Annotated in this window: 17 protein-coding genes; 8 read left to right on the plus strand and 9 right to left on the minus strand. The window is 64.2% G+C overall.

Features of this window, described 5'->3' with window-relative positions:
- From EDF71_RS13935 to EDF71_RS13950, 4 genes are all read right to left on the minus strand, one after another.
- Positions 1-714: an ABC transporter permease subunit gene (locus EDF71_RS13935; protein ID WP_133857175.1), complete on the minus strand. Its 714-nt coding sequence runs from the start codon at positions 712-714 to the stop codon at positions 1-3.
- Positions 711-1,397 carry an ABC transporter permease gene (locus EDF71_RS13940; protein ID WP_133857176.1) on the minus strand — a complete coding sequence of 229 codons (687 nt, stop codon included), beginning with the start codon at positions 1,395-1,397 and terminating at the stop codon, positions 711-713. Before EDF71_RS13940 ends, EDF71_RS13935 begins: the two co-directional genes overlap by 4 nt.
- Positions 1,398-1,591: 194 nt before the next feature.
- On the minus strand, positions 1,592-2,353 hold the full coding sequence (locus EDF71_RS13945) for a transporter substrate-binding domain-containing protein (protein ID WP_133857177.1): 762 nt from the start codon (positions 2,351-2,353) through the stop codon (positions 1,592-1,594).
- A 300-nt stretch (positions 2,354-2,653) separates the two neighbouring features.
- The gene (locus tag EDF71_RS13950; RefSeq protein ID WP_166656541.1) at positions 2,654-3,133 is read right to left on the minus strand and encodes a hypothetical protein; all 480 of its coding nucleotides are present in this window, start codon (positions 3,131-3,133) and stop codon (positions 2,654-2,656) included.
- Positions 3,134-3,546: 413 nt separating this feature from the next.
- On the opposite strand from EDF71_RS13950, the gene EDF71_RS13955 reads away from it, so the two are divergent.
- From EDF71_RS13955 to EDF71_RS13965, 3 genes are all read left to right on the plus strand, one after another.
- The gene (locus EDF71_RS13955; RefSeq protein WP_133857210.1) at positions 3,547-5,091 is read left to right on the plus strand and encodes an acetolactate synthase large subunit; all 1,545 of its coding nucleotides are present in this window, start codon (positions 3,547-3,549) and stop codon (positions 5,089-5,091) included.
- Between the two features lie 38 nt (positions 5,092-5,129).
- Positions 5,130-5,561, plus strand: coding sequence for a DUF2946 family protein (locus tag EDF71_RS13960; RefSeq protein WP_133857179.1), 432 nt, complete (start codon positions 5,130-5,132; stop codon positions 5,559-5,561).
- Positions 5,562-5,896: 335 nt separating this feature from the next.
- A complete protein-coding gene (locus EDF71_RS13965; protein ID WP_243854309.1) occupies positions 5,897-7,954 on the plus strand; it encodes a TonB-dependent copper receptor in 2,058 nt (685 codons plus the stop codon).
- 57 nt (positions 7,955-8,011) lie between these two features.
- On the opposite strand, the gene EDF71_RS13970 is transcribed toward EDF71_RS13965, so the two are convergent.
- Together EDF71_RS13970 and EDF71_RS13975 are read right to left on the minus strand one after the other, a co-directional pair.
- Positions 8,012-8,482 (minus strand): CopD family protein, encoded by a 471-nt coding sequence (locus EDF71_RS13970; RefSeq protein ID WP_133857180.1) that lies wholly within the window; start codon positions 8,480-8,482, stop codon positions 8,012-8,014.
- A gap of 74 nt (positions 8,483-8,556) precedes the next feature.
- Complete coding sequence (locus tag EDF71_RS13975; protein ID WP_133857181.1) at positions 8,557-9,054, minus strand: NAD(P)H-dependent oxidoreductase; 498 nt, start codon at positions 9,052-9,054, stop codon at positions 8,557-8,559.
- A gap of 119 nt (positions 9,055-9,173) precedes the next feature.
- On the opposite strand from EDF71_RS13975, the gene EDF71_RS13980 reads away from it, so the two are divergent.
- Positions 9,174-9,599, plus strand: coding sequence for a PaaI family thioesterase (locus EDF71_RS13980; RefSeq protein ID WP_133857182.1), 426 nt, complete (start codon positions 9,174-9,176; stop codon positions 9,597-9,599).
- Between the two features lie 57 nt (positions 9,600-9,656).
- Here the strand turns inward: EDF71_RS13980 and EDF71_RS13985 are convergent, their stop codons facing one another.
- Entirely contained in the window at positions 9,657-10,445 is a 789-nt protein-coding gene (locus EDF71_RS13985) for an enoyl-CoA hydratase/isomerase family protein (RefSeq protein WP_133857183.1), read from the minus strand.
- Between the two features lie 56 nt (positions 10,446-10,501).
- Positions 10,502-11,491: a tripartite tricarboxylate transporter substrate binding protein gene (locus EDF71_RS13990; RefSeq protein ID WP_133857184.1), complete on the minus strand. Its 990-nt coding sequence runs from the start codon at positions 11,489-11,491 to the stop codon at positions 10,502-10,504.
- 216 nt (positions 11,492-11,707) lie between these two features.
- Here EDF71_RS13990 and EDF71_RS13995 point away from each other — a divergent pair, with 216 nt between their 5' ends.
- Positions 11,708-12,502, plus strand: a complete 795-nt coding sequence (locus tag EDF71_RS13995) for a crotonase/enoyl-CoA hydratase family protein (RefSeq protein WP_133857185.1) — start codon at positions 11,708-11,710, stop codon at positions 12,500-12,502.
- Positions 12,503-12,517: 15 nt separating this feature from the next.
- Here EDF71_RS13995 and EDF71_RS14000 read toward each other — a convergent pair whose 3' ends face one another.
- Positions 12,518-13,954, minus strand: a complete 1,437-nt coding sequence (locus EDF71_RS14000) for a PLP-dependent aminotransferase family protein (RefSeq protein WP_133857186.1) — start codon at positions 13,952-13,954, stop codon at positions 12,518-12,520.
- A 123-nt stretch (positions 13,955-14,077) separates the two neighbouring features.
- Here EDF71_RS14000 and EDF71_RS14005 point away from each other — a divergent pair, with 123 nt between their 5' ends.
- The 3 genes from EDF71_RS14005 (at position 14,078) to EDF71_RS14015 (ending at position 15,975) form a co-directional block, all read left to right on the plus strand.
- On the plus strand, positions 14,078-14,515 hold the full coding sequence (locus EDF71_RS14005) for a carboxymuconolactone decarboxylase family protein (protein ID WP_133857187.1): 438 nt from the start codon (positions 14,078-14,080) through the stop codon (positions 14,513-14,515).
- A gap of 33 nt (positions 14,516-14,548) precedes the next feature.
- Complete coding sequence (locus EDF71_RS14010; protein ID WP_133857188.1) at positions 14,549-15,274, plus strand: SDR family oxidoreductase; 726 nt, start codon at positions 14,549-14,551, stop codon at positions 15,272-15,274.
- A 62-nt stretch (positions 15,275-15,336) separates the two neighbouring features.
- Positions 15,337-15,975 carry an NAD(P)H-dependent oxidoreductase gene (locus EDF71_RS14015; protein ID WP_133857189.1) on the plus strand — a complete coding sequence of 213 codons (639 nt, stop codon included), beginning with the start codon at positions 15,337-15,339 and terminating at the stop codon, positions 15,973-15,975.
- Positions 15,976-16,101 lie beyond the last annotated feature (126 nt).

Here is a 16,101-nt window from a genome sequence, read left to right on the forward strand (position 1 = left end):
TTAGGCCTTGCGCGGGGCCAGATAGCCCAGGAAGCGGCGCTCGGCGAGGCGGAAGATGCCAATCAGGATAAAGGTGATGCTCAGGTAGATGGCGGCCGCCGCGATATAGGCTTCAAACGGCAGGTAGTAGTCCGAGTACACCCGGCTGGCAGCGCCGGTCAGGTCCACCAGCGAGGGCACGGTCGATGCCAGGCTGGTCGAGTGCAGCATCATCACCACCTCATTGCTGTAAGCGGGCAGGGTGCGGCGGATGGCGCTGGGCAGGACGATGCGGCGCATCAGCTGCCAGCGGCTCATGCCCATCGCGCGGGCCGCTTCCACTTCGCCCTTGTAGGTTTCGCGGATCGAGCCGGCCAGCATCTCGGCCGTGTAGGCGGCCGTGTTCAGGGTGAAGGCCAGGAAGGCGCAGAAGAAGGGCTCTTTGAAATAGGTCCAGGGCCAGACCGCATCCCAGCGCGCCTGCACCCATTCGAGCTGCGAGAAGCCGTAGTAGATCAGGTAGACCTGGATCAGCAGCGGCGTGCCGCGCATGAAATAGGTAAAGGCGCCCACGGTTTTGCGCAGCAGCCAGGAGCGGCTGACCAGGGCGAGCGCGCCCAGCAAGGCCAGCACCGCACCAATGGCCAGGCTGGAGAGCAGCAGCTTGAGGGTGGTGACCAGGCCCTCACCGTACAGCGCAAGGGTGTCCGGCTGAAAAATGACTTCCCAGTTCATAGCTGCACCTTTTCGGTTCCCAGGCTGTAGCGGGCATTGAGGCGGCCCAGCGCCCACAGCGATGCCGAGGTGTAGATCAGGTACAGCGCAGCGGTGAACAGGAAAAAGATGAAGGGCTCTCGCGCAGCGGCGCTGGCCTGCTTGGCCAAATAGGTCATGTCTTGCAAGCCGATCAGGCTGACCAGCGCGGTGGCCTTGATCAGCACCAGCCAGTTATTGGTAAAGCCGGGCAGCGCATAGCGCACCATTTGCGGCAGGGTGATGCGGAAGAAGGTCTTGGCCGGGCTCATGCCGAAGGCCCAGGCTGCTTCCATCTGGCCCTTGGGGATGGCCAGGATCGCGCCCCGGAAGGTTTCGGTCATGTAGGCGCCGTAGATAAAGCCGATTGTGAAGGAGCCGGCGACAAAGGGGTTGAGGTCGACGGAGCTTTCGCTGCCCATCTTCTCCAGCAAGGTATTGAGGCCGATGGCGCCGCCGTAGAAGATCAGCAGCATCATCACCAGCTCGGGGATGCCGCGCACGATGGAGGTGTAGAAGGTGGCCAGCACCACCAGGGGGCGCCGCCCTGACAGCTTGGCACTGGCGCCCAGCAGCCCCAGCACGGTGGCGATGGCAGCCGATGCCAGCGAGACCGCCACGGTGAGCAGCGAGCCCATCAGGATCGATTGAAAGTAATCACTCATAGTTTTTGGCCTTAGGCGCCGTGATTGCGGTGCGCAATCGGGCCCATGGATGGCCTGGTGTTTGCCTCGGGAAGGCGCTGCAAATAGGCCTGGCACCATGGAATTGCGGCGCGATTCATCCAGTATGAAGACTCTGGAGCAGCGCGCCGCTTGGTGTTAGCCCTGAGCAAAGGCGCCTGGGCGCCTTGCAAAGATCAGTTGCCGTAGGGGTCGAAATCGAAGTACTTCTTCGCAATCGTGGCATAGGTGCCATTGCTGCGGATGGTCTTGATCGCTTCGTTGATCTGCTTTTTCAGATCGCCCTGGTTCTTGCGCATCGCAATGCCGATGCCGTCACCGTAGTACTTGGTTTCGTACTGGTCCGGGCCCTTGTAGCCGTAGTCGGCACCTTCGGGCTTGCGCAGGAAACCGCCATTGACTTCCACCTTGTCGGCCACGGTGCCGTCGAGGCGACCGGACTTCACATCCAGGTAGACCTGGTCCTGGGCTTCATAAGGCACGATGGTCGCGCCTGCGGGCTTGAGCTCGCCGTTGGCCCACTTCTCTTGGGTGGAGCCCTTGAGCACGCCAATCTTCAGGCCCTTGGCTGAAGCGGGGCCCTTGTATTCCACGCTCTTCTTCAGCACCACGGCGCTGGGGGTCTTGTAGTAGCGGTCGCTGAAGTCCACCACGCGGCGGCGCTCGTCGGTCATCGACATGGAGCTGACGATGACGTCATATTTCTTGGCTTGCAGGCCGGGGATCATGCTGTCCCAGACTTGCTCGACAAACACGCACTTGCGCTTGATCTGCTCGCACACCGCCTTGGCGATGTCCACGTCAAAACCGGTGACTTCGCCTTGGGGCGTCTTGTAGGTGAACGGTTCGTAGGTCGGGTCGACAGCTACTTTCAGGTCTGCAGCAAATGCAGGGGCTGCGATAGCGGCCACTGCCAATGCGATCAAGGTTTTACGCATAGTGAATCCTCGGATCCTAATGTTGATAAGGTGGCTAGCATGCTAGTGCTTTTGCTGCCCGCCGTCGGGGTCTCAAATCAGCTTGTGGCGACCCGGCGACAGCCCTGCGCCGTGCTTTCAGGCAAAGCGGCGAGCTTGTGCGCATTATCACCAGCCTAAATGGCCATTGAGCGCAAAAATCGACGTTGAAGCGTCAATTTTTACGCCCTATCCAGGGAAACACTAATAAGTATGGGTTGTGACAGTCGTTTCGATCATCTATTTTGTCGAAACGATTGCACTAAGGGACGATACAGGTCCTTACTTCTTCCAGTAGCCAGGGCGGATCAGCAGGCTGTGGACGCGGTAGGGCGCCTTTTCCTCGATGCCGATGTCCATCGGCACATAGGCCTTGTCACACTGCAGCAGGTAGCTGGTGATGTAGGGCGTGGGGCTGGTCATCTGGGCGCCCACCTTGCAGCTGCCGACGCTTTGGTGCACGTCGTTGAACACCTGCTTCATCTGATCGGCCGTGACCTGCTTGTTGAAGTCTTCGGTAAAGGTTTTGGAATCAGGCACGGCGGCCTTGCCTTCAAACGCGGCCAACAGCGCCTGGAAGCGCTGGGCCAGAGCCTTTTCTGCTGCCGGATTGGGCGCGGGTGCCTGGGGTGCTGCCTCAGCGGCGGGCTGTGCGGCCGCAGGCGCTGGGCTGGCCGCTCCCTGGCTGCTCTGGGCCTGGGCAGCCAAAGCGGCGCAGGCCAGAGCGGTGGACAACAGGGCGTGGCGGGACATACGGTGCATGCGGTTTTCCTTGGTGTGGTTTTGCATCGGGCCATCCTAGGCGCTGTGGCAGCGCTGGTGGTAACACTTGGTGTTCAGACGCAGGGGGATGAAAGGGGCGCAGAAGGCCTTCTAGAGGCAGGTCCTGCAGTCTTAACGGGCGAGCAGCGCAGCGGGTGCACATGTCGATCTGCTCAGTCTCTCCACTGTGCACCTTCCACACAGCAGGCGCAGGCCATCCAATGCCGTAAGACAGATTGGGAATTGGCCTACATAGTCAGTCGATGCAAAAACCAGCTAAGGCCAGCATCCATGCGCTTCTGCGGCGCGCGCATGCGGCCTGGCGCGGCCCGCTTTCATCTTGGCGACCCGGTTTTGGCGGGCTTGCGGCTAAGGTGTCGCGCAGTGATATGCAACCCCTGAAGGAAATCGAGATGAATGGCGCACACAGTCTGGTCAAGACTTTGCTGGCGGCAGGTGTGGACACCTGCTTTGCAAACCCCGGCACCAGCGAGATGCACTTTGTAGCAGCTTTGGACCAGATACCGGGCATGCACTGCGTGCTGGGCCTGCAGGAAAACGTGGTGACCGGCATGGCCGATGGCTACTACCGCATCGCACGCAAGCCCGCCTGCACCTTGCTGCACTGCGGCCCGGGCTTGGCCAATGGCCTGGCCAACCTGCACAATGCCCGGCGCGCGCGCAGCGGCATCGTCAATATCGTCGGCGACCAGGCCACCTACCACCGGCCTTTTGATGCACCGCTGACGGCCGACACCGATGGCCTGGCCCGCACGGTATCGGCCTGGGTGCATACCAGCACCCACAGTGCGGACCTGGGCCAGGATGCCGCGATGGCGGTGCGTGCCGCCTCAACCTTCCCCGGCCAGATTGCCAGCCTGATCCTGCCGGCCAATGTCTCATGGGACGAGGGCGGTGTGGTGGCGCAGCCGCTGCCTGTGCCTGCGCCGCCAGCGGTGGATGGCCATGCGATTGATGGCGTAGCAAGGGTGCTGCGCCAGGCGGGCGGCAAGGCCTTGATTTTGCTGTCTGGCGCGGCGGTGTTTGCGCCGGCCCAGGCGCTGGTGTGGCGGCTGGCGCAGGCCAGCGGCGCTGACGTATTGGCAGAGTACGGCGCATCGCATCTGCAGCGCGGCCAAGGCCGCATGGCGCTGGAGCGCGTGCCCTATGGCATGGAGGCCGCCATCAAGACCCTGGTCAAATATGAGCACATCATCCTGGTGGGGGCCAAGCCGCCGGTGGGCTTTTTTGCCTACCCGGGCCTGCCATCCACCCAGTACCCGGACAGCGCCCAGCTGCATGTGCTGACGCGCCCCGATCAGGAGCCACTGACGGCATTGCAGGCCCTGGTCGATGCACTGCAGGCGCCGCAGGCCGCCATACCCGATGCCGGCCCCCGGCCTGAGGCGGCCACCGGCGCGCCCACGCCCGAGGGCCTGGCCCGCACCGTGGCAGCGTTGATGCCCGAGGGTGCCATCGTCTCGGACGAGAGCATCTCCTACGGCCGGGGCTTTTACCCGCACACGCATGCCGCGCTGGCGCATGACTGGCTGCACCTAGCCGGCGGCGCCATTGGTGATGGCATGCCGGTCGCGACCGGCGCCGCCATTGGCGCGGGCAAACAGCGCCGGGTGATCAACCTGCAGGCCGATGGCTCTGCTATGTATTCGCTGCAATCGCTGTGGACGCAGGCGCGCGAGCAGCTGCCTGTCACCACCATCGTGCTGAACAACAGCCGCTACAACATCCTGATTGGCGAATACAAGGGCGTGGGCGCCACCCCGGGCGCCACCGCCATGCAGATGCTGGACCTGGGCAACCCATCGATCGGCTGGGTGAAACTGGCCGAAGGCATGGGTGTGGAAGCGGCACGGGCCACGACCATGGAGGACTGCGCCCGGCTGATGCAGGCCAGCTTTGCCAAACCTGGCCCGTTCTTGATTGAACTGATAATTTAATAAATTCTGAAAGTTCAGGTTTACACTCCTGCCTGACCATGCTCCAACGCCTGCGCAGCCGCCCCCGCTTTTCCGCCCTGATCACGGCGGTTTTTGCGTTGCTGCTGCTGTTGGCATCGGTGGCAGGTGTGCAGGTGCGTGTGCTGGCGCAGCCGATGGCGGCGGCGCTGGCGGCCGATGTCTGCAGCGTCAATGCGCCTGCGCTGGATCTGGCCCATGCCGACCACTTGGCGTCGGATGATCTGCTGCCCGATGGCAGCGACAGCCATGCCAGCCACAGCGGGCACAGCGCCCATGGCGCCGATTGCGTGCTCTGTATCGCCATGGCGCTGCCGCAGGCCTTTGCCGCCGATGTGCACCGACCAGCGGCCCCTGCCTTCCACCGCCCGTGGCAGGCCCAGACAGGCCACAGCCCCCAAGCGCCGGGCGCGCCACTGCCCGCGCGCGGCCCACCACCCGTCCTCGCCTAAGTGTTGATGCCGCAGTGATGCTGCTGCCCATTCTGCGCGATGCGTGCAAAAGGCAGTGCTACAGCCTCTGCGGCCCATGGGCCTCTTCGCCATGCTTTTGATGCCTGCTTTGGCTGCCTTTGCTGCGGCCGGCTGGGCATGGCTGCGAGCGCCTCCATCACATATATGCAAGCCGCTGCGCCCTGCAGCGCTTGCTGCGAGAGACCTTGATGACTTCCTATTTCTTGGAGGCAGCGCCCGACCTGCGCCTGCCTGCCCCGCCGCGCGCCCGCTTGCAGCGACCGCAGATGGCGCTATCCGTACTGATGCTGGCCACCAGTGCTGCCTGGGCGCAGATGCCGGCAACGGCCGATGCCCCCGTGCTTGCTGCGGCTAGCGCGCCTGAGATCAGCCTGCAGGAGACCGTAGTGACTGCGGTGCATGAGCATTCGCCGCTGCAGGTGGTGGCCGATCCCAAGCAGCCGCGCCAACCGGTGCCGGCCAGCGATGCGGCCGACTACCTCAAGAGCATTCCGGGCTTTTCGGCGATCCGCAGCGGTGGCTCCAACAGCGATCCGGTGTTCCGGGGCCAGTTTGGCTCGCGCCTGCCGATCCTGACCAATGGCCAAACCTTGCTGGGCGCATGCCCGGCGCGCATGGATTCACCCAGCTCCTATATATCGCCCGAGACCTACGATGTGCTGACGGTGGTCAAAGGCCCGCAGACGGTGATCTGGGGGCCGGGTGCATCGGCCGGGGTGGTGCGCTTTGACCGCGAACGGCCTGCTTTGGACAGCGGCCAGGTGCGCCTGTCTGCCAGCTTGCAAGGCGGCACGGCCGCGCGCAGCGACCAAAACATCGACCTGCTGGCCGGCAATGCCGAGTACTACGTTCGCCTCACCGCCAACCATTCGCAAAGCAAGGACTACCGCGACGGCGATGGCCAGCGCGTGCCTTCGCACTGGGACAAATGGAACACCGATGTGGCGATTGGCTGGACGCCCGATGCCAACACCTGGCTGGAGCTGAGCGCCGGCCAAGGCGATGGCGAGGCGCGCTATGGCGGCCGGGGCATGGATGGCACCCAGTTCAAGCGCGAAAGCTATGGCCTGCGGCTGGAGAAAAAGAACCTGAGCGAGCGCCTGACCAAGCTGGAAGCGCAGCTGTACTACAACCGCGCCGACCATGTGATGGACAACTTCAGCCTGCGGCCCTTTGTGCCGGAGGGGGGCATGTCCATGCCGATGGCGGCCAATGTGCGGCGCACCACCACCGGCATGCGCGTGGCCACCACTTGGCAGTTGGGCCCGCACACCGAAGCGGTGCTGGGCGTGGATGCGATGGGCAGCCCGCACGACAGCCGCTCGGGCACGGAGATGCAGTCCTACCGCAACAAGCCATGGGCGCGGGATGCCAAGTTCAGCAACCAGGGCCTGTTTGCGCAGGCCACGCAGCATCTGGGCAGCGAGGACAAACTGGTGGCCGGCCTGCGGCTGGACCGGGCACAGGCCTGGCGCTACCCCAGCGACAGTGGCATGGGCGGCATGGATGGCATGGGCGACATGGGTTCGATGGGGGGCATGCAGGCCATGGCCGGCATGGAGGGCAGCATGGCCGCCACGGCCAGCAACCACCGCGAACGCAGTGCCATGCCCAGTGGCTTTCTGCGCTGGGAGCGCGCCCGCGCCGACGGCAGCACGCTTTATGCCGGCATTGGCCATGTGCAGCGTTTTCCGGATTATTGGGAACTGATATCGCCCAGCAACAGCGCCGCAGACCAGGGCGATGCCTTCAACCGCCTGCGGCCGGAGAAAACCACGCAGATCGATGTGGGCGCGAGCTGGAAGGGTGCGGACTGGCTGCTCTGGACCTCCGCCTATGTCGGCCAGGTGCAGGACTATCTGCTGTTTGACTATGCCGGCATAGCCTCCAACGTGCGCAATGTGCAGGCGCGCACCGCTGGTGCCGAGCTGGGTGGCAGCTACCAGCTGACCCCCGGCCTGAGCGCCCAGGCCACCATGGCCTACAGCTGGGCCCGCAACCGCAGCGATGGCAAGCCCTTGCCACAGGTGCCGCCGCTGGAGGCCAAGCTGGGCTTGGACTACCGACAAGGCCCCTGGAGCGCTGGCGCGCTGTGGCGTCTGGTTGCCGCGCAGCACCGCTATGCCATGGGCCAAGGCAATGTTGTGGGCCAGGATCTAGGGCCGAGTGCAGGGTTTGGGGTGTTGTCGCTCAATGCCGGCTACAAGATCAGCGAGCAGTTGCGCCTGACTGCCGGTATCGACAATGTCTTTGGCAAGACCTATGCCGAGCACCTGAACCTGGCTGGCAATGCGGGTTTTGGCTTCCCTGGCGGGGTGCGCATCAACGAGCCGGGGCGTACCTTGTGGCTGCGGGGCGACTTGAAGTTCTGATGCGGGCCCGCGCCGCTGCCAGCTAATGTCTGGTGGCGGCGCTGCGGCTTGGCATGCTTACAGCGGTACGCGCAGAAAAAGCACAATCACCACGCCCAGCGCCAGGTTCAGCGCGACGAGCTGGCGGATCTGGCCCAGGGCTTTGCCGCCTGCGGGCCAGTCCTTGGCGTTGACGGCCTGGTCCAGCCGCTTGAACAGCGCAAAGCGGATATGGCCAAACACGGCCATCATCGCCAGGCCCAGCACAGCCATCACCATCCAGGAGACGAGCATGCTGAACTTGGCACCGGCCTGCGCGGCCATGGAATGGACCAGGCCCATCATGCCGATGCCCGACAGCAGCACGGCGGCGATGATGACCAGCACCACGGCAAAAAAGCGCTGGAGCACATCGCGCATCAGCATCAGGCGCTGGGGCGGCTCCAGCTGTTGCAGGGCGGGGCGCAGAAAGAAATGCGCAAAGGCCATGCCGCCCAGCCAGACGATGATGGACAGCAGGTGCACGGTTTTAAGAATGACGTAGAGCATCGGGGGCTGTTTTATGGTGTGGGGATGCGCTATGGTACGCGCCAAGCTGCCCTGGCTGGGGATGCGGGCCTGCTTTAAAAAATACCCATGGTTAGACCTGCGGCCATGGCTTCGCCCAGCTCGCGGCAGCGCTGCAGCTCATCTACGCCAATCTGCTTGGTCGCCGCAATGGCCTCGGGCGTTTGGGCATGGGTGCAAACAATCAGCGGCTCCGCGATGGGCTTGAGCCGCCAGCCGGTGGCTATGCGGGCGATCTGCCGCGCCGCGTTGCTGCCGTCGCTGCCGGCGCAAATCAAGCTGGCATAGGGACGGCCCTGGATGCGGTCGAGGGCCGGGTAGTAGCAGCGGTCAAAAAAGTCCTTCATCAGCCCGCTCATCGCAGCCAGGTTCTCGGGGCAGACAAAGAGGTAGCCGCTGGCAGCCAGTACGTCGGCCGGGCCGGCATCGGGTGCGCAGAGCAGACGCACTTGCACACCCGCCTGGCTGGCGGCCGCCGCGCGTGCGGCCTTGGCCATCTGGCGGCTGCCGTCCGTGTGGCTGTGGTAGACGATCAGGAGTTGGGGGCTGTCCATGGCCGCAAGCATAGTGGCAAAGGCGGCTGTCATGTGCAGGACGCGGGGCCATGCCATGGGCTGCGCTGCATGCTAGATTGGCTGATCGCTACCGAGGCTTGGCCACAAGGCATACGACCATGAACGACCTGTTTGAACGCATCTCCACCAGCTTCCATGCCCAAGGGCTGATGCAGACCCTGGGCGCGAGCCTGCTGTCCGTGCAGCCGGGGGAGGTGCAGATTGCGCTGCCCTACCAAAAGGCGCTGTCGCAGCAGCATGGCTTTTTGCATGCCGGCGCCGTCAGCAGTGTGGTGGACAGCGCGGCGGGCTATGCGGCGCTGACGGTGGCGGCCGAGGGCTATGAGGTGGTCACGGCAGAGTTCAAGATCAACCTGATGCGCCCGGCGATTGGCGAGCGCTTTGTCGCCATTGGCAAGGTGGTGAACGCCGGCAAGCTGCTGACGGTGTGCAGCGGCGAGGTGCTGGCCTATGGGGCAGATGCGACAGCAGCGCCCAAGGTGGTGGCGCTGCTGCAGGCAACGATTGTCAATGTGAAGTACTGAGGCGACCCACCAGCAACCAACGTCCTGGCTGTTTGCTGGTGCGGCCTCAGCCTGCGCTCAATCCTGCCACTGGAACAGCGGAGGTTGCTTGCCGACAAAGCGGGCAATGGCCTCCTGGTGGAAGGCGCTTTCGCGGCACAGCGTCTGGGCCAGCGCTTCTTGCTGGTAGATCTCGTCACGCTGGGTCTCAAAGGCGCGGTTCATCACGCGTTTGGTGTAGCCCATGGCCTCGGTCGGTGCGCTGGCAAAGCGCTCGGCAAAGGCCAGCGCATCGGCCAGCACGTCTTCGCTGGTGATCTTGTAGACCATGCCCATCTGCTGCGCCTCGGGCGCGGCAACGACGCGGGCGGTAAAGGCCAGCTCCTTGGCCGTTTGCAGGCCCACCAGGCGCGGCAGCAAATACATGCCGGCCAGGTCGGGCACAAAGCCGATCTTGGCAAACACGCAGCAGAACTTGGCAGAGGGCGCGGCCAGCACAAAATCACCCGCCAGTGCCAGCGACAGGCCGGCGCCAAAGGCGCTGCCTTGCACGGCAGTGATGACGGGCTTTTCCATGTCCAGCAGTTCATCAAACCAGCGGTGCAGGCCCAGCATGCGGTTGCGGCTGTCAAACACATCCTGCTTGCCGGCCACGGCGGCCTGCATGCTCTTGATATCGCCACCGGCGCAGAAATGGCCGCCGGCCCCTGTCAGCACCACGGCCTTGATGGCGCGGTCATCGCGCACCTGGGGGATCAGGCGGCTGAAGTCTTCGCGCATCTGCTCGTCGAGTGCATTGCGGGCCTGGGGGCGGTTCATCGTCAGCACGGCGGTGGTGCCATGCATGCTCAGGGTCAGGGCGGTCATATCAGTCGGTTTTCAACAATAAAACGGTAAGGCGGGCCAGCAGCGGGAGCGGGGGGTTATTCGGCGCGGATGCCCAGTTTCTGGGCCACCGGTATCCAGCGTTCGCGCTCCGAGGCCACAAACTGCCCCCATTCTGCGGTGCTGGACGCAATCGGCTGCGCACCTATGCGACGCAGGCGCTCTTGCACTTCGGCCTTGGCGAGGGACTGGTTGATGGCGCGGGCCATGCGCGCCACGGCGTCGGCCGGCGTACCGCTGCGGGCCACCACGCCAAACCAGGCGCTGGCCTCGGTATCGCCAAAGCCCAGCTCGGCCAGGGTGGGCACCTGGGGCAGTGCTGCAAAGCGCTGCTTGTCCAATATCGCCAGCGGCACAATGCGCCCGCCAATCGCCTGCTGCATACAGGAGGGCAGCGCGTCGAACATGATGTCGACATTGCCGCCCATCATGCTGGTGATGGCCGGTGCACTGCCGGAGAACGGCACATGGGTGACCTGGAAACCCATGCGCTCGCTGGCATATTCGCCCGCCAGATGGGTGATGTTGCCGCTGCCGGCCGAGCCCATGCTGAGCGTCTTGCCCTGGCGCTGTGCCTGCTGGGCCAGCGCGATCAGTGCGCGCAGATCGCTGGCGCCCAGGTCCTTGCGGGTGACCAGCAGCAAAGGCGCCTTGCCCAGGCCCGCGACGGGCACAAAATCCTTGACCGGGTCGTAGCTCATCTTGGCGTAGATGGCGCTGTTGATGACCAGCGGTGCATTGGAGCCGACAAAGAAGGTGAGCCCATCGGCGGGGGCGCGCAATGCCGTCTCGGCCGCAATCATGCCGGCTGCCCCAGCCTTGTTCTCGATGACGATGGGCTGGCCCGTGCTCTGGCCCACATCCTGGGCCACGATGCGCGTGATCTGGTCGGCAGCACCGCCTGCGGGGTAGGGCACGACCCAGCGCAAGGGGGCATCGGCTGCGCGTGCAAGCCAGGGGCTGGCCAGGCTGGCGGCCGCGCCCCATTGCACAAGGCGGTGGTGGAACTGGCGTCGGGATACGGGCATCAACTGTCTCCTAGGCAGCATCTAGTTATGGGCATTTGGGGCGCTGCCTGCCCCAGCATCCATGCAGGCTAGGGCCGTTTTTGGGCAGCGTCCAATACCAAATTGCACTCAGCTGATATGCAGTCGCATGCGGGCTTTGACCGTATGCTGGGCGGCCATACCTAGCGTGCACAGCGCTGACCGCATCAAGATTTAGCCGGAACCAGGAGCCCTTTCATGACTGCATTTTTGAACTACGAACAGCAAGGCCATGTCGTCACCCTGACGATGTGCCAGCCCGAGCGCCGCAACCCGCTGACCGGCAACACGGCGGTGGCCGAGATCCTGGCCGCCTGCGAGAAGATTGCGGCCGACAGCAGCGTGCGTGCGGTCATCCTGACGGGCGAGGGCCCGGCATTCTCGTCGGGTGGCGACATCAAGACCATGCAGCAGCAGTCCTTTGGCGATGTGGATGGCATGCGCATCCGTGATGACTACCGCGGTGGCATCCAGCGCCTGCCGCTGGCGCTGTTCAACCTGGAAGTGCCGACCATCGCGGCCATCAATGGTGCGGCGGTGGGCGCGGGCCTGGATCTGGCCTGCATGTGCGATCTGCGCGTGGCCTCGGACAAGGCCAAGTTTGCCGAGAGCTTTGTGAAGATGGGCATCATCCCCGGCGATGGCGGCGCCTGGCTGCTGCCCCGGGTGATTGGCATGGCGCGCGCGGCCGAGCTGTCGCTGACCGGCCGCATGATCGATGCCGCCACCGCCTTGCAGTGGGGCCTGGTGTCGCAGGTGGTGCCGCCCGAGGAGCTGCTGAACGCCGCGAACGCCTTGGCCAGCGAAATTGCCGCCAACCCACCCCAGGTCACCCGCATGACCAAGAAGCTGATGCGCGAAGGCATGCACCAGAGCCTGGCTTCGTTGCTGGAGCTGTCGGCTGCCTACCAGGCGCTGGCGCACCAGACGGCCGACCACCGTGAAGCCGTGAGTGCCTTTTTGGAAAAGCGCACGCCTGAGTTCAAGGGCTAAGTCGCCCTTCGCCCGCTAGCCAAAAGCCTGTTGGATCTGCCGAGCCAGCTGCAGGGCCTGCGCCTCGCTGCTGATATTGGCAAAACCCATCAACAGGCCTTGGCGCGGCGCGGCATCGATATACCAGCGCGACAGCGGATGCGTGGCCAGGCCTAAAACTCGGGCGCGCTGGGCCACCAGGCTGTCGTTGTCGCCGTCCTGGATCTGGCCGAGCAAGTGCAGACCGCCGGGCTGCAAGTCAATGCGCAGGCGATCGCCCAGCACCTGATGAAAACTGCGCTGCGCCACCGCACGGCGCTCGGCATACAGCAGCCGCATCTTCTTGAGGTGGCGCGCAAAGTGGCCCTGGGCCATGAAGTCTGCCACACTGGCCTGCAGCAGATAGGGGCAGCCGGCATTGAGGTTGGAGCTGACGGCCTGAAAGCGTGGCACCACCTCCAGCGGCACCACGGCGTAGGCCAAGCGCAAGCCGGGAAACATCACCTTGCTGAAGGTGCCGGCATAGATCACGCGGTCCTGCCGGTCCAGGCTTTTGAGGGCGGGCAGGGGCCGGCCCTGGTAGCGGAACTCGCTGTCGTAGTCGTCTTCAATGATCCAGCTGCCGGCCTCGCGCGCCCAGTCCAGCAGCGCCATGCGCCGCTCCAGCGACAGGGTCACGCCCAGCGGGCTTTGGTGCGATGGCGTCACCATCGCAAACCGGGCATAGGGGCTCAGCTGCCGGCCTGCTTCCACCTGCATGCCCTGGGCATCGACTGGCACCGGCACGATCTGCACCGCGGCATTTTGCAAAAACGGGCGCGCCAGGATATAGCCCGGGTCCTCAAACCAGAACGCATCGCCGGGGCTGGCCAGGCTGCGCAGGCTCAGCTCCAAGGTGTTGCGCAGGCCGGTGGTGATAAACACCTGCTCGGGCACGCAGGTGACGCCGCGCGACACCGCCAAGTAAGCCGCTATGCGCTGGCGCAGCTCCTCATCGCCCTGCGGGTTGGGGTAGGCCAGGCGGTAGGGCTCGCTGCTGCGCAGGCGGTGGGTGACCAGCCGGTTCCAGACCTTGCGCGGAAAAGCATCGATCGCCGGCAGCCCCAGCTGCAGCGGGCGCGGCTGCAAGCCGTCGTGGTCCACGATATCGGCGGCCGGTGGCTGGGCAATGGCTTGTGGCGCAGGGGCCGTAGCGGCTTGGGGCAGGCTCGGTGAGATAACCGTGCCCGCCGCCCCGCGCACCTGGAAATAGCCTTCATCGGCCAGGATGCGGTAGGCCAGATCGACGGTGCCGCGCGACAGGTTGAGTTCGGTCGCCAGCGCCCGTGCCGCAGGCACCCGGTCGCCTGCACGCAGATGGCCTTGTGCAATGGCGGTTTTGAAGCGCTGGCAGATCTGCAGGTACATGGGCAACTGCAGGCTGCGGTCTACCTGCAGCTGCAGGGCTTGTACGGAATGGCAGGGGTCGGACATCATGGCCCTCCTATCTTGGCCTAGTCATTTTTGCATTTCTTGGCTCTTTTGGCTTGGCCAAGACCATCGCATACTGGCTACCAGCAACGGAATTCACCGACGCAACCTTGGATGGAGATTGATATGCAAACCCGACTCGACTTCTACACCGCTGACCCCGCCATCATGAAAGTACTGCTGGGCGTGGAAAACCAGATTGCCAAAGGTAGCCTGGACATTCTGCTCAAGGAACTGGTGCGACTGCGCGCCTCGCAGATCAATGGCTGTGCCTTTTGCCTGGACATGCATGTGACCGATGCGGTGAAGGCCGGCGAATCCAGCCGCCGCCTCGCCACCGTGGCCGCCTGGCGCGAGACCCCGTTCTTCAGCGACCGTGAGCGTGCTGCGCTGGAGTGGACCGAGGCGCTGACCCTTGTCTCGCACGACCATGTGCCCGATGCTGTCTGGGAAGCTGTGCGCCCCCACTTCACCGATGCCGAGCTGATGGAGCTGACCGCCGTGATCACCTCGATCAACAGCTGGAACCGCTTTGCAATCGCCTTCCGCAAGATGCCCGTTTAAGAAGCTAGCTCCCGGCACGGCGCAAGGCGGCCTATGAAAGTCCTGGTACTGGGCGACTGCAAACCGCTGGGCGCGAAGCTGGTCAGCAATCTGCGACAACTGGGCTACCCGGTAGTCGCCGATGCGGACCCCAGGCTGCCAGCAGCGCTGCATGGCATTGAAGTGCTGATCGATGTGCGCGAGCCGCCTGTACTGGACACGGCCGGTGCGCTGGCGGACTGGGCGGGCGCATGCCGCCAGCTGAATGCCGCCATCGCTGCTGCCGCTGTGGCGCACCATATTGCGCTGTCGGCCTTGGGTGTGCAGCGCTTGCAGAGCAGCAATTACTACCGGGCCATCGCGTTGCGAGAGCAGTTGATCCAGGCAGGCAGCACGCCTTATACGGTGCTGCGTGCGGCACCCTTGTACGAAAGCCTGGCGCAGCTGGCACACAAGGGCGCAGCCCATGACGAGCTAACGATACCCGTGGCGCTGGTGCAGGCTATGGCGGCCGAGGACTTGGCGATGCTGGTGGCCGACGCCGCGCTGGCGCGGCCTTTACAGGGCTGCATGGATGTAGCCGGCCCGCAGAAGATGGCGATGGCCGACTGGGTGCAGCAGTACCTGCGCCTGCAAGGCGATGCACGGACGGTGCAGGGCGATGCAGATCTGCCTTACCGAGGCGCGCTGCTGGACGATGACTGCCTGGTTCCCGTAGGGCCAGCACGCTTGGGGCGGACCACGCTCGCCGCCTGGGTCTGCAAATCCCGGGCGGCTTGATGCCGTAGAACTTTGCGGAATCTGCCCACCTTGCCCTAATTTTTCAAACGATTGGACAAACCATGACCCGTACCTTGCTCTTGAACTGTGGCCCACATGGCCAGGCCAGCCATGGCTACCAACTGGCGACCGACATGCTGGCGGAGCTGGGCCTTGCGCAGCAGCCGCTGCTGGAGCGTGATCTGGTGGCAACCCCCATACCGCCGATCAGCCGCGACTATGCATTGGCGATCACCTCGAATGCCAGCGCCGATGCGCCCGCGCTGGCCTGGTCGGAAACGCTGATTAAAGAGCTGGAAGACAGCGATTTGCTGATGATTCTGACCCCCATGCACAACTTTGCGGTGCCGGCCACGCTCAAGCTCTGGCTGGACCAGGTGATCCGCATCCACCGCAGTTTTGCATCGACGCCCGAAGGCAAGATAGGTCTGATGAAAGACCGGCCCACCTTGGTGTTGGTGAGCTCCGGTGGCTTCCATGCCGGGCCCCGGGCGCGTCAGGAAGACTTTTTGACGCCTTATCTGCGCTACGCGCTGGCCTCCATCGGCATCCGCAATGTGCATTTTGTGTTGCTGCAAGGCCTGGTGTTTGGGCCCGATGCGGTGGCTGCTGCCGTGGATGGCGCGAGGGATGCCCTGCGTGAGCAGCTGGCGCCTTTCAAACAGCAGGCGCTGGAGGCTGCTGCTGCCGCTGCGCGTTGAGCGAACGGCAGGCAAGAAAAAGCCGCCGGCATGAACTGCACCCCAAAAGTTGGACACCAGTCCAACCTTTGGGGTGTTTTTCATGACGAAATACGATGAGAGCTTCAAGCTCAAGATGGTCCAGAA

The organism is Comamonas sp. JUb58, assembly GCF_004364775.1.
GTDB lineage: Bacteria > Pseudomonadota > Gammaproteobacteria > Burkholderiales > Burkholderiaceae_C > Comamonas.

Bases quoted from the DNA above. Each gene is read 5' to 3' on its own strand.
- EDF71_RS14010 (WP_133857188.1), top strand. From the start codon at position 14,549: ATGAAAGTCCTGGTACTGGGCGACTGCAAACCGCTGGGCGCGAAGCTG.
- EDF71_RS14015 (WP_133857189.1), top strand. From the start codon at position 15,337: ATGACCCGTACCTTGCTCTTGAACTGTGGCCCACATGGCCAGGCCAGC.
- EDF71_RS13950 (WP_166656541.1), bottom strand. From the start codon at position 3,133: ATGCACCGTATGTCCCGCCACGCCCTGTTGTCCACCGCTCTGGCCTGC.
- EDF71_RS13940 (WP_133857176.1), bottom strand. From the start codon at position 1,397: ATGAGTGATTACTTTCAATCGATCCTGATGGGCTCGCTGCTCACCGTG.
- EDF71_RS13995 (WP_133857185.1), top strand. From the start codon at position 11,708: ATGACTGCATTTTTGAACTACGAACAGCAAGGCCATGTCGTCACCCTG.
- EDF71_RS14005 (WP_133857187.1), top strand. From the start codon at position 14,078: ATGCAAACCCGACTCGACTTCTACACCGCTGACCCCGCCATCATGAAA.
- EDF71_RS14000 (WP_133857186.1), bottom strand. From the start codon at position 13,954: ATGTCCGACCCCTGCCATTCCGTACAAGCCCTGCAGCTGCAGGTAGAC.
- EDF71_RS13990 (WP_133857184.1), bottom strand. From the start codon at position 11,491: ATGCCCGTATCCCGACGCCAGTTCCACCACCGCCTTGTGCAATGGGGC.
- EDF71_RS13935 (WP_133857175.1), bottom strand. From the start codon at position 714: ATGAACTGGGAAGTCATTTTTCAGCCGGACACCCTTGCGCTGTACGGT.
- EDF71_RS13945 (WP_133857177.1), bottom strand. From the start codon at position 2,353: ATGCGTAAAACCTTGATCGCATTGGCAGTGGCCGCTATCGCAGCCCCT.
- EDF71_RS13970 (WP_133857180.1), bottom strand. From the start codon at position 8,482: ATGCTCTACGTCATTCTTAAAACCGTGCACCTGCTGTCCATCATCGTC.
- EDF71_RS13985 (WP_133857183.1), bottom strand. From the start codon at position 10,445: ATGACCGCCCTGACCCTGAGCATGCATGGCACCACCGCCGTGCTGACG.
- EDF71_RS13975 (WP_133857181.1), bottom strand. From the start codon at position 9,054: ATGGACAGCCCCCAACTCCTGATCGTCTACCACAGCCACACGGACGGC.
- EDF71_RS13965 (WP_243854309.1), top strand. From the start codon at position 5,897: ATGCCGGCAACGGCCGATGCCCCCGTGCTTGCTGCGGCTAGCGCGCCT.
- EDF71_RS13980 (WP_133857182.1), top strand. From the start codon at position 9,174: ATGAACGACCTGTTTGAACGCATCTCCACCAGCTTCCATGCCCAAGGG.
- EDF71_RS13955 (WP_133857210.1), top strand. From the start codon at position 3,547: ATGAATGGCGCACACAGTCTGGTCAAGACTTTGCTGGCGGCAGGTGTG.
- EDF71_RS13960 (WP_133857179.1), top strand. From the start codon at position 5,130: ATGCTCCAACGCCTGCGCAGCCGCCCCCGCTTTTCCGCCCTGATCACG.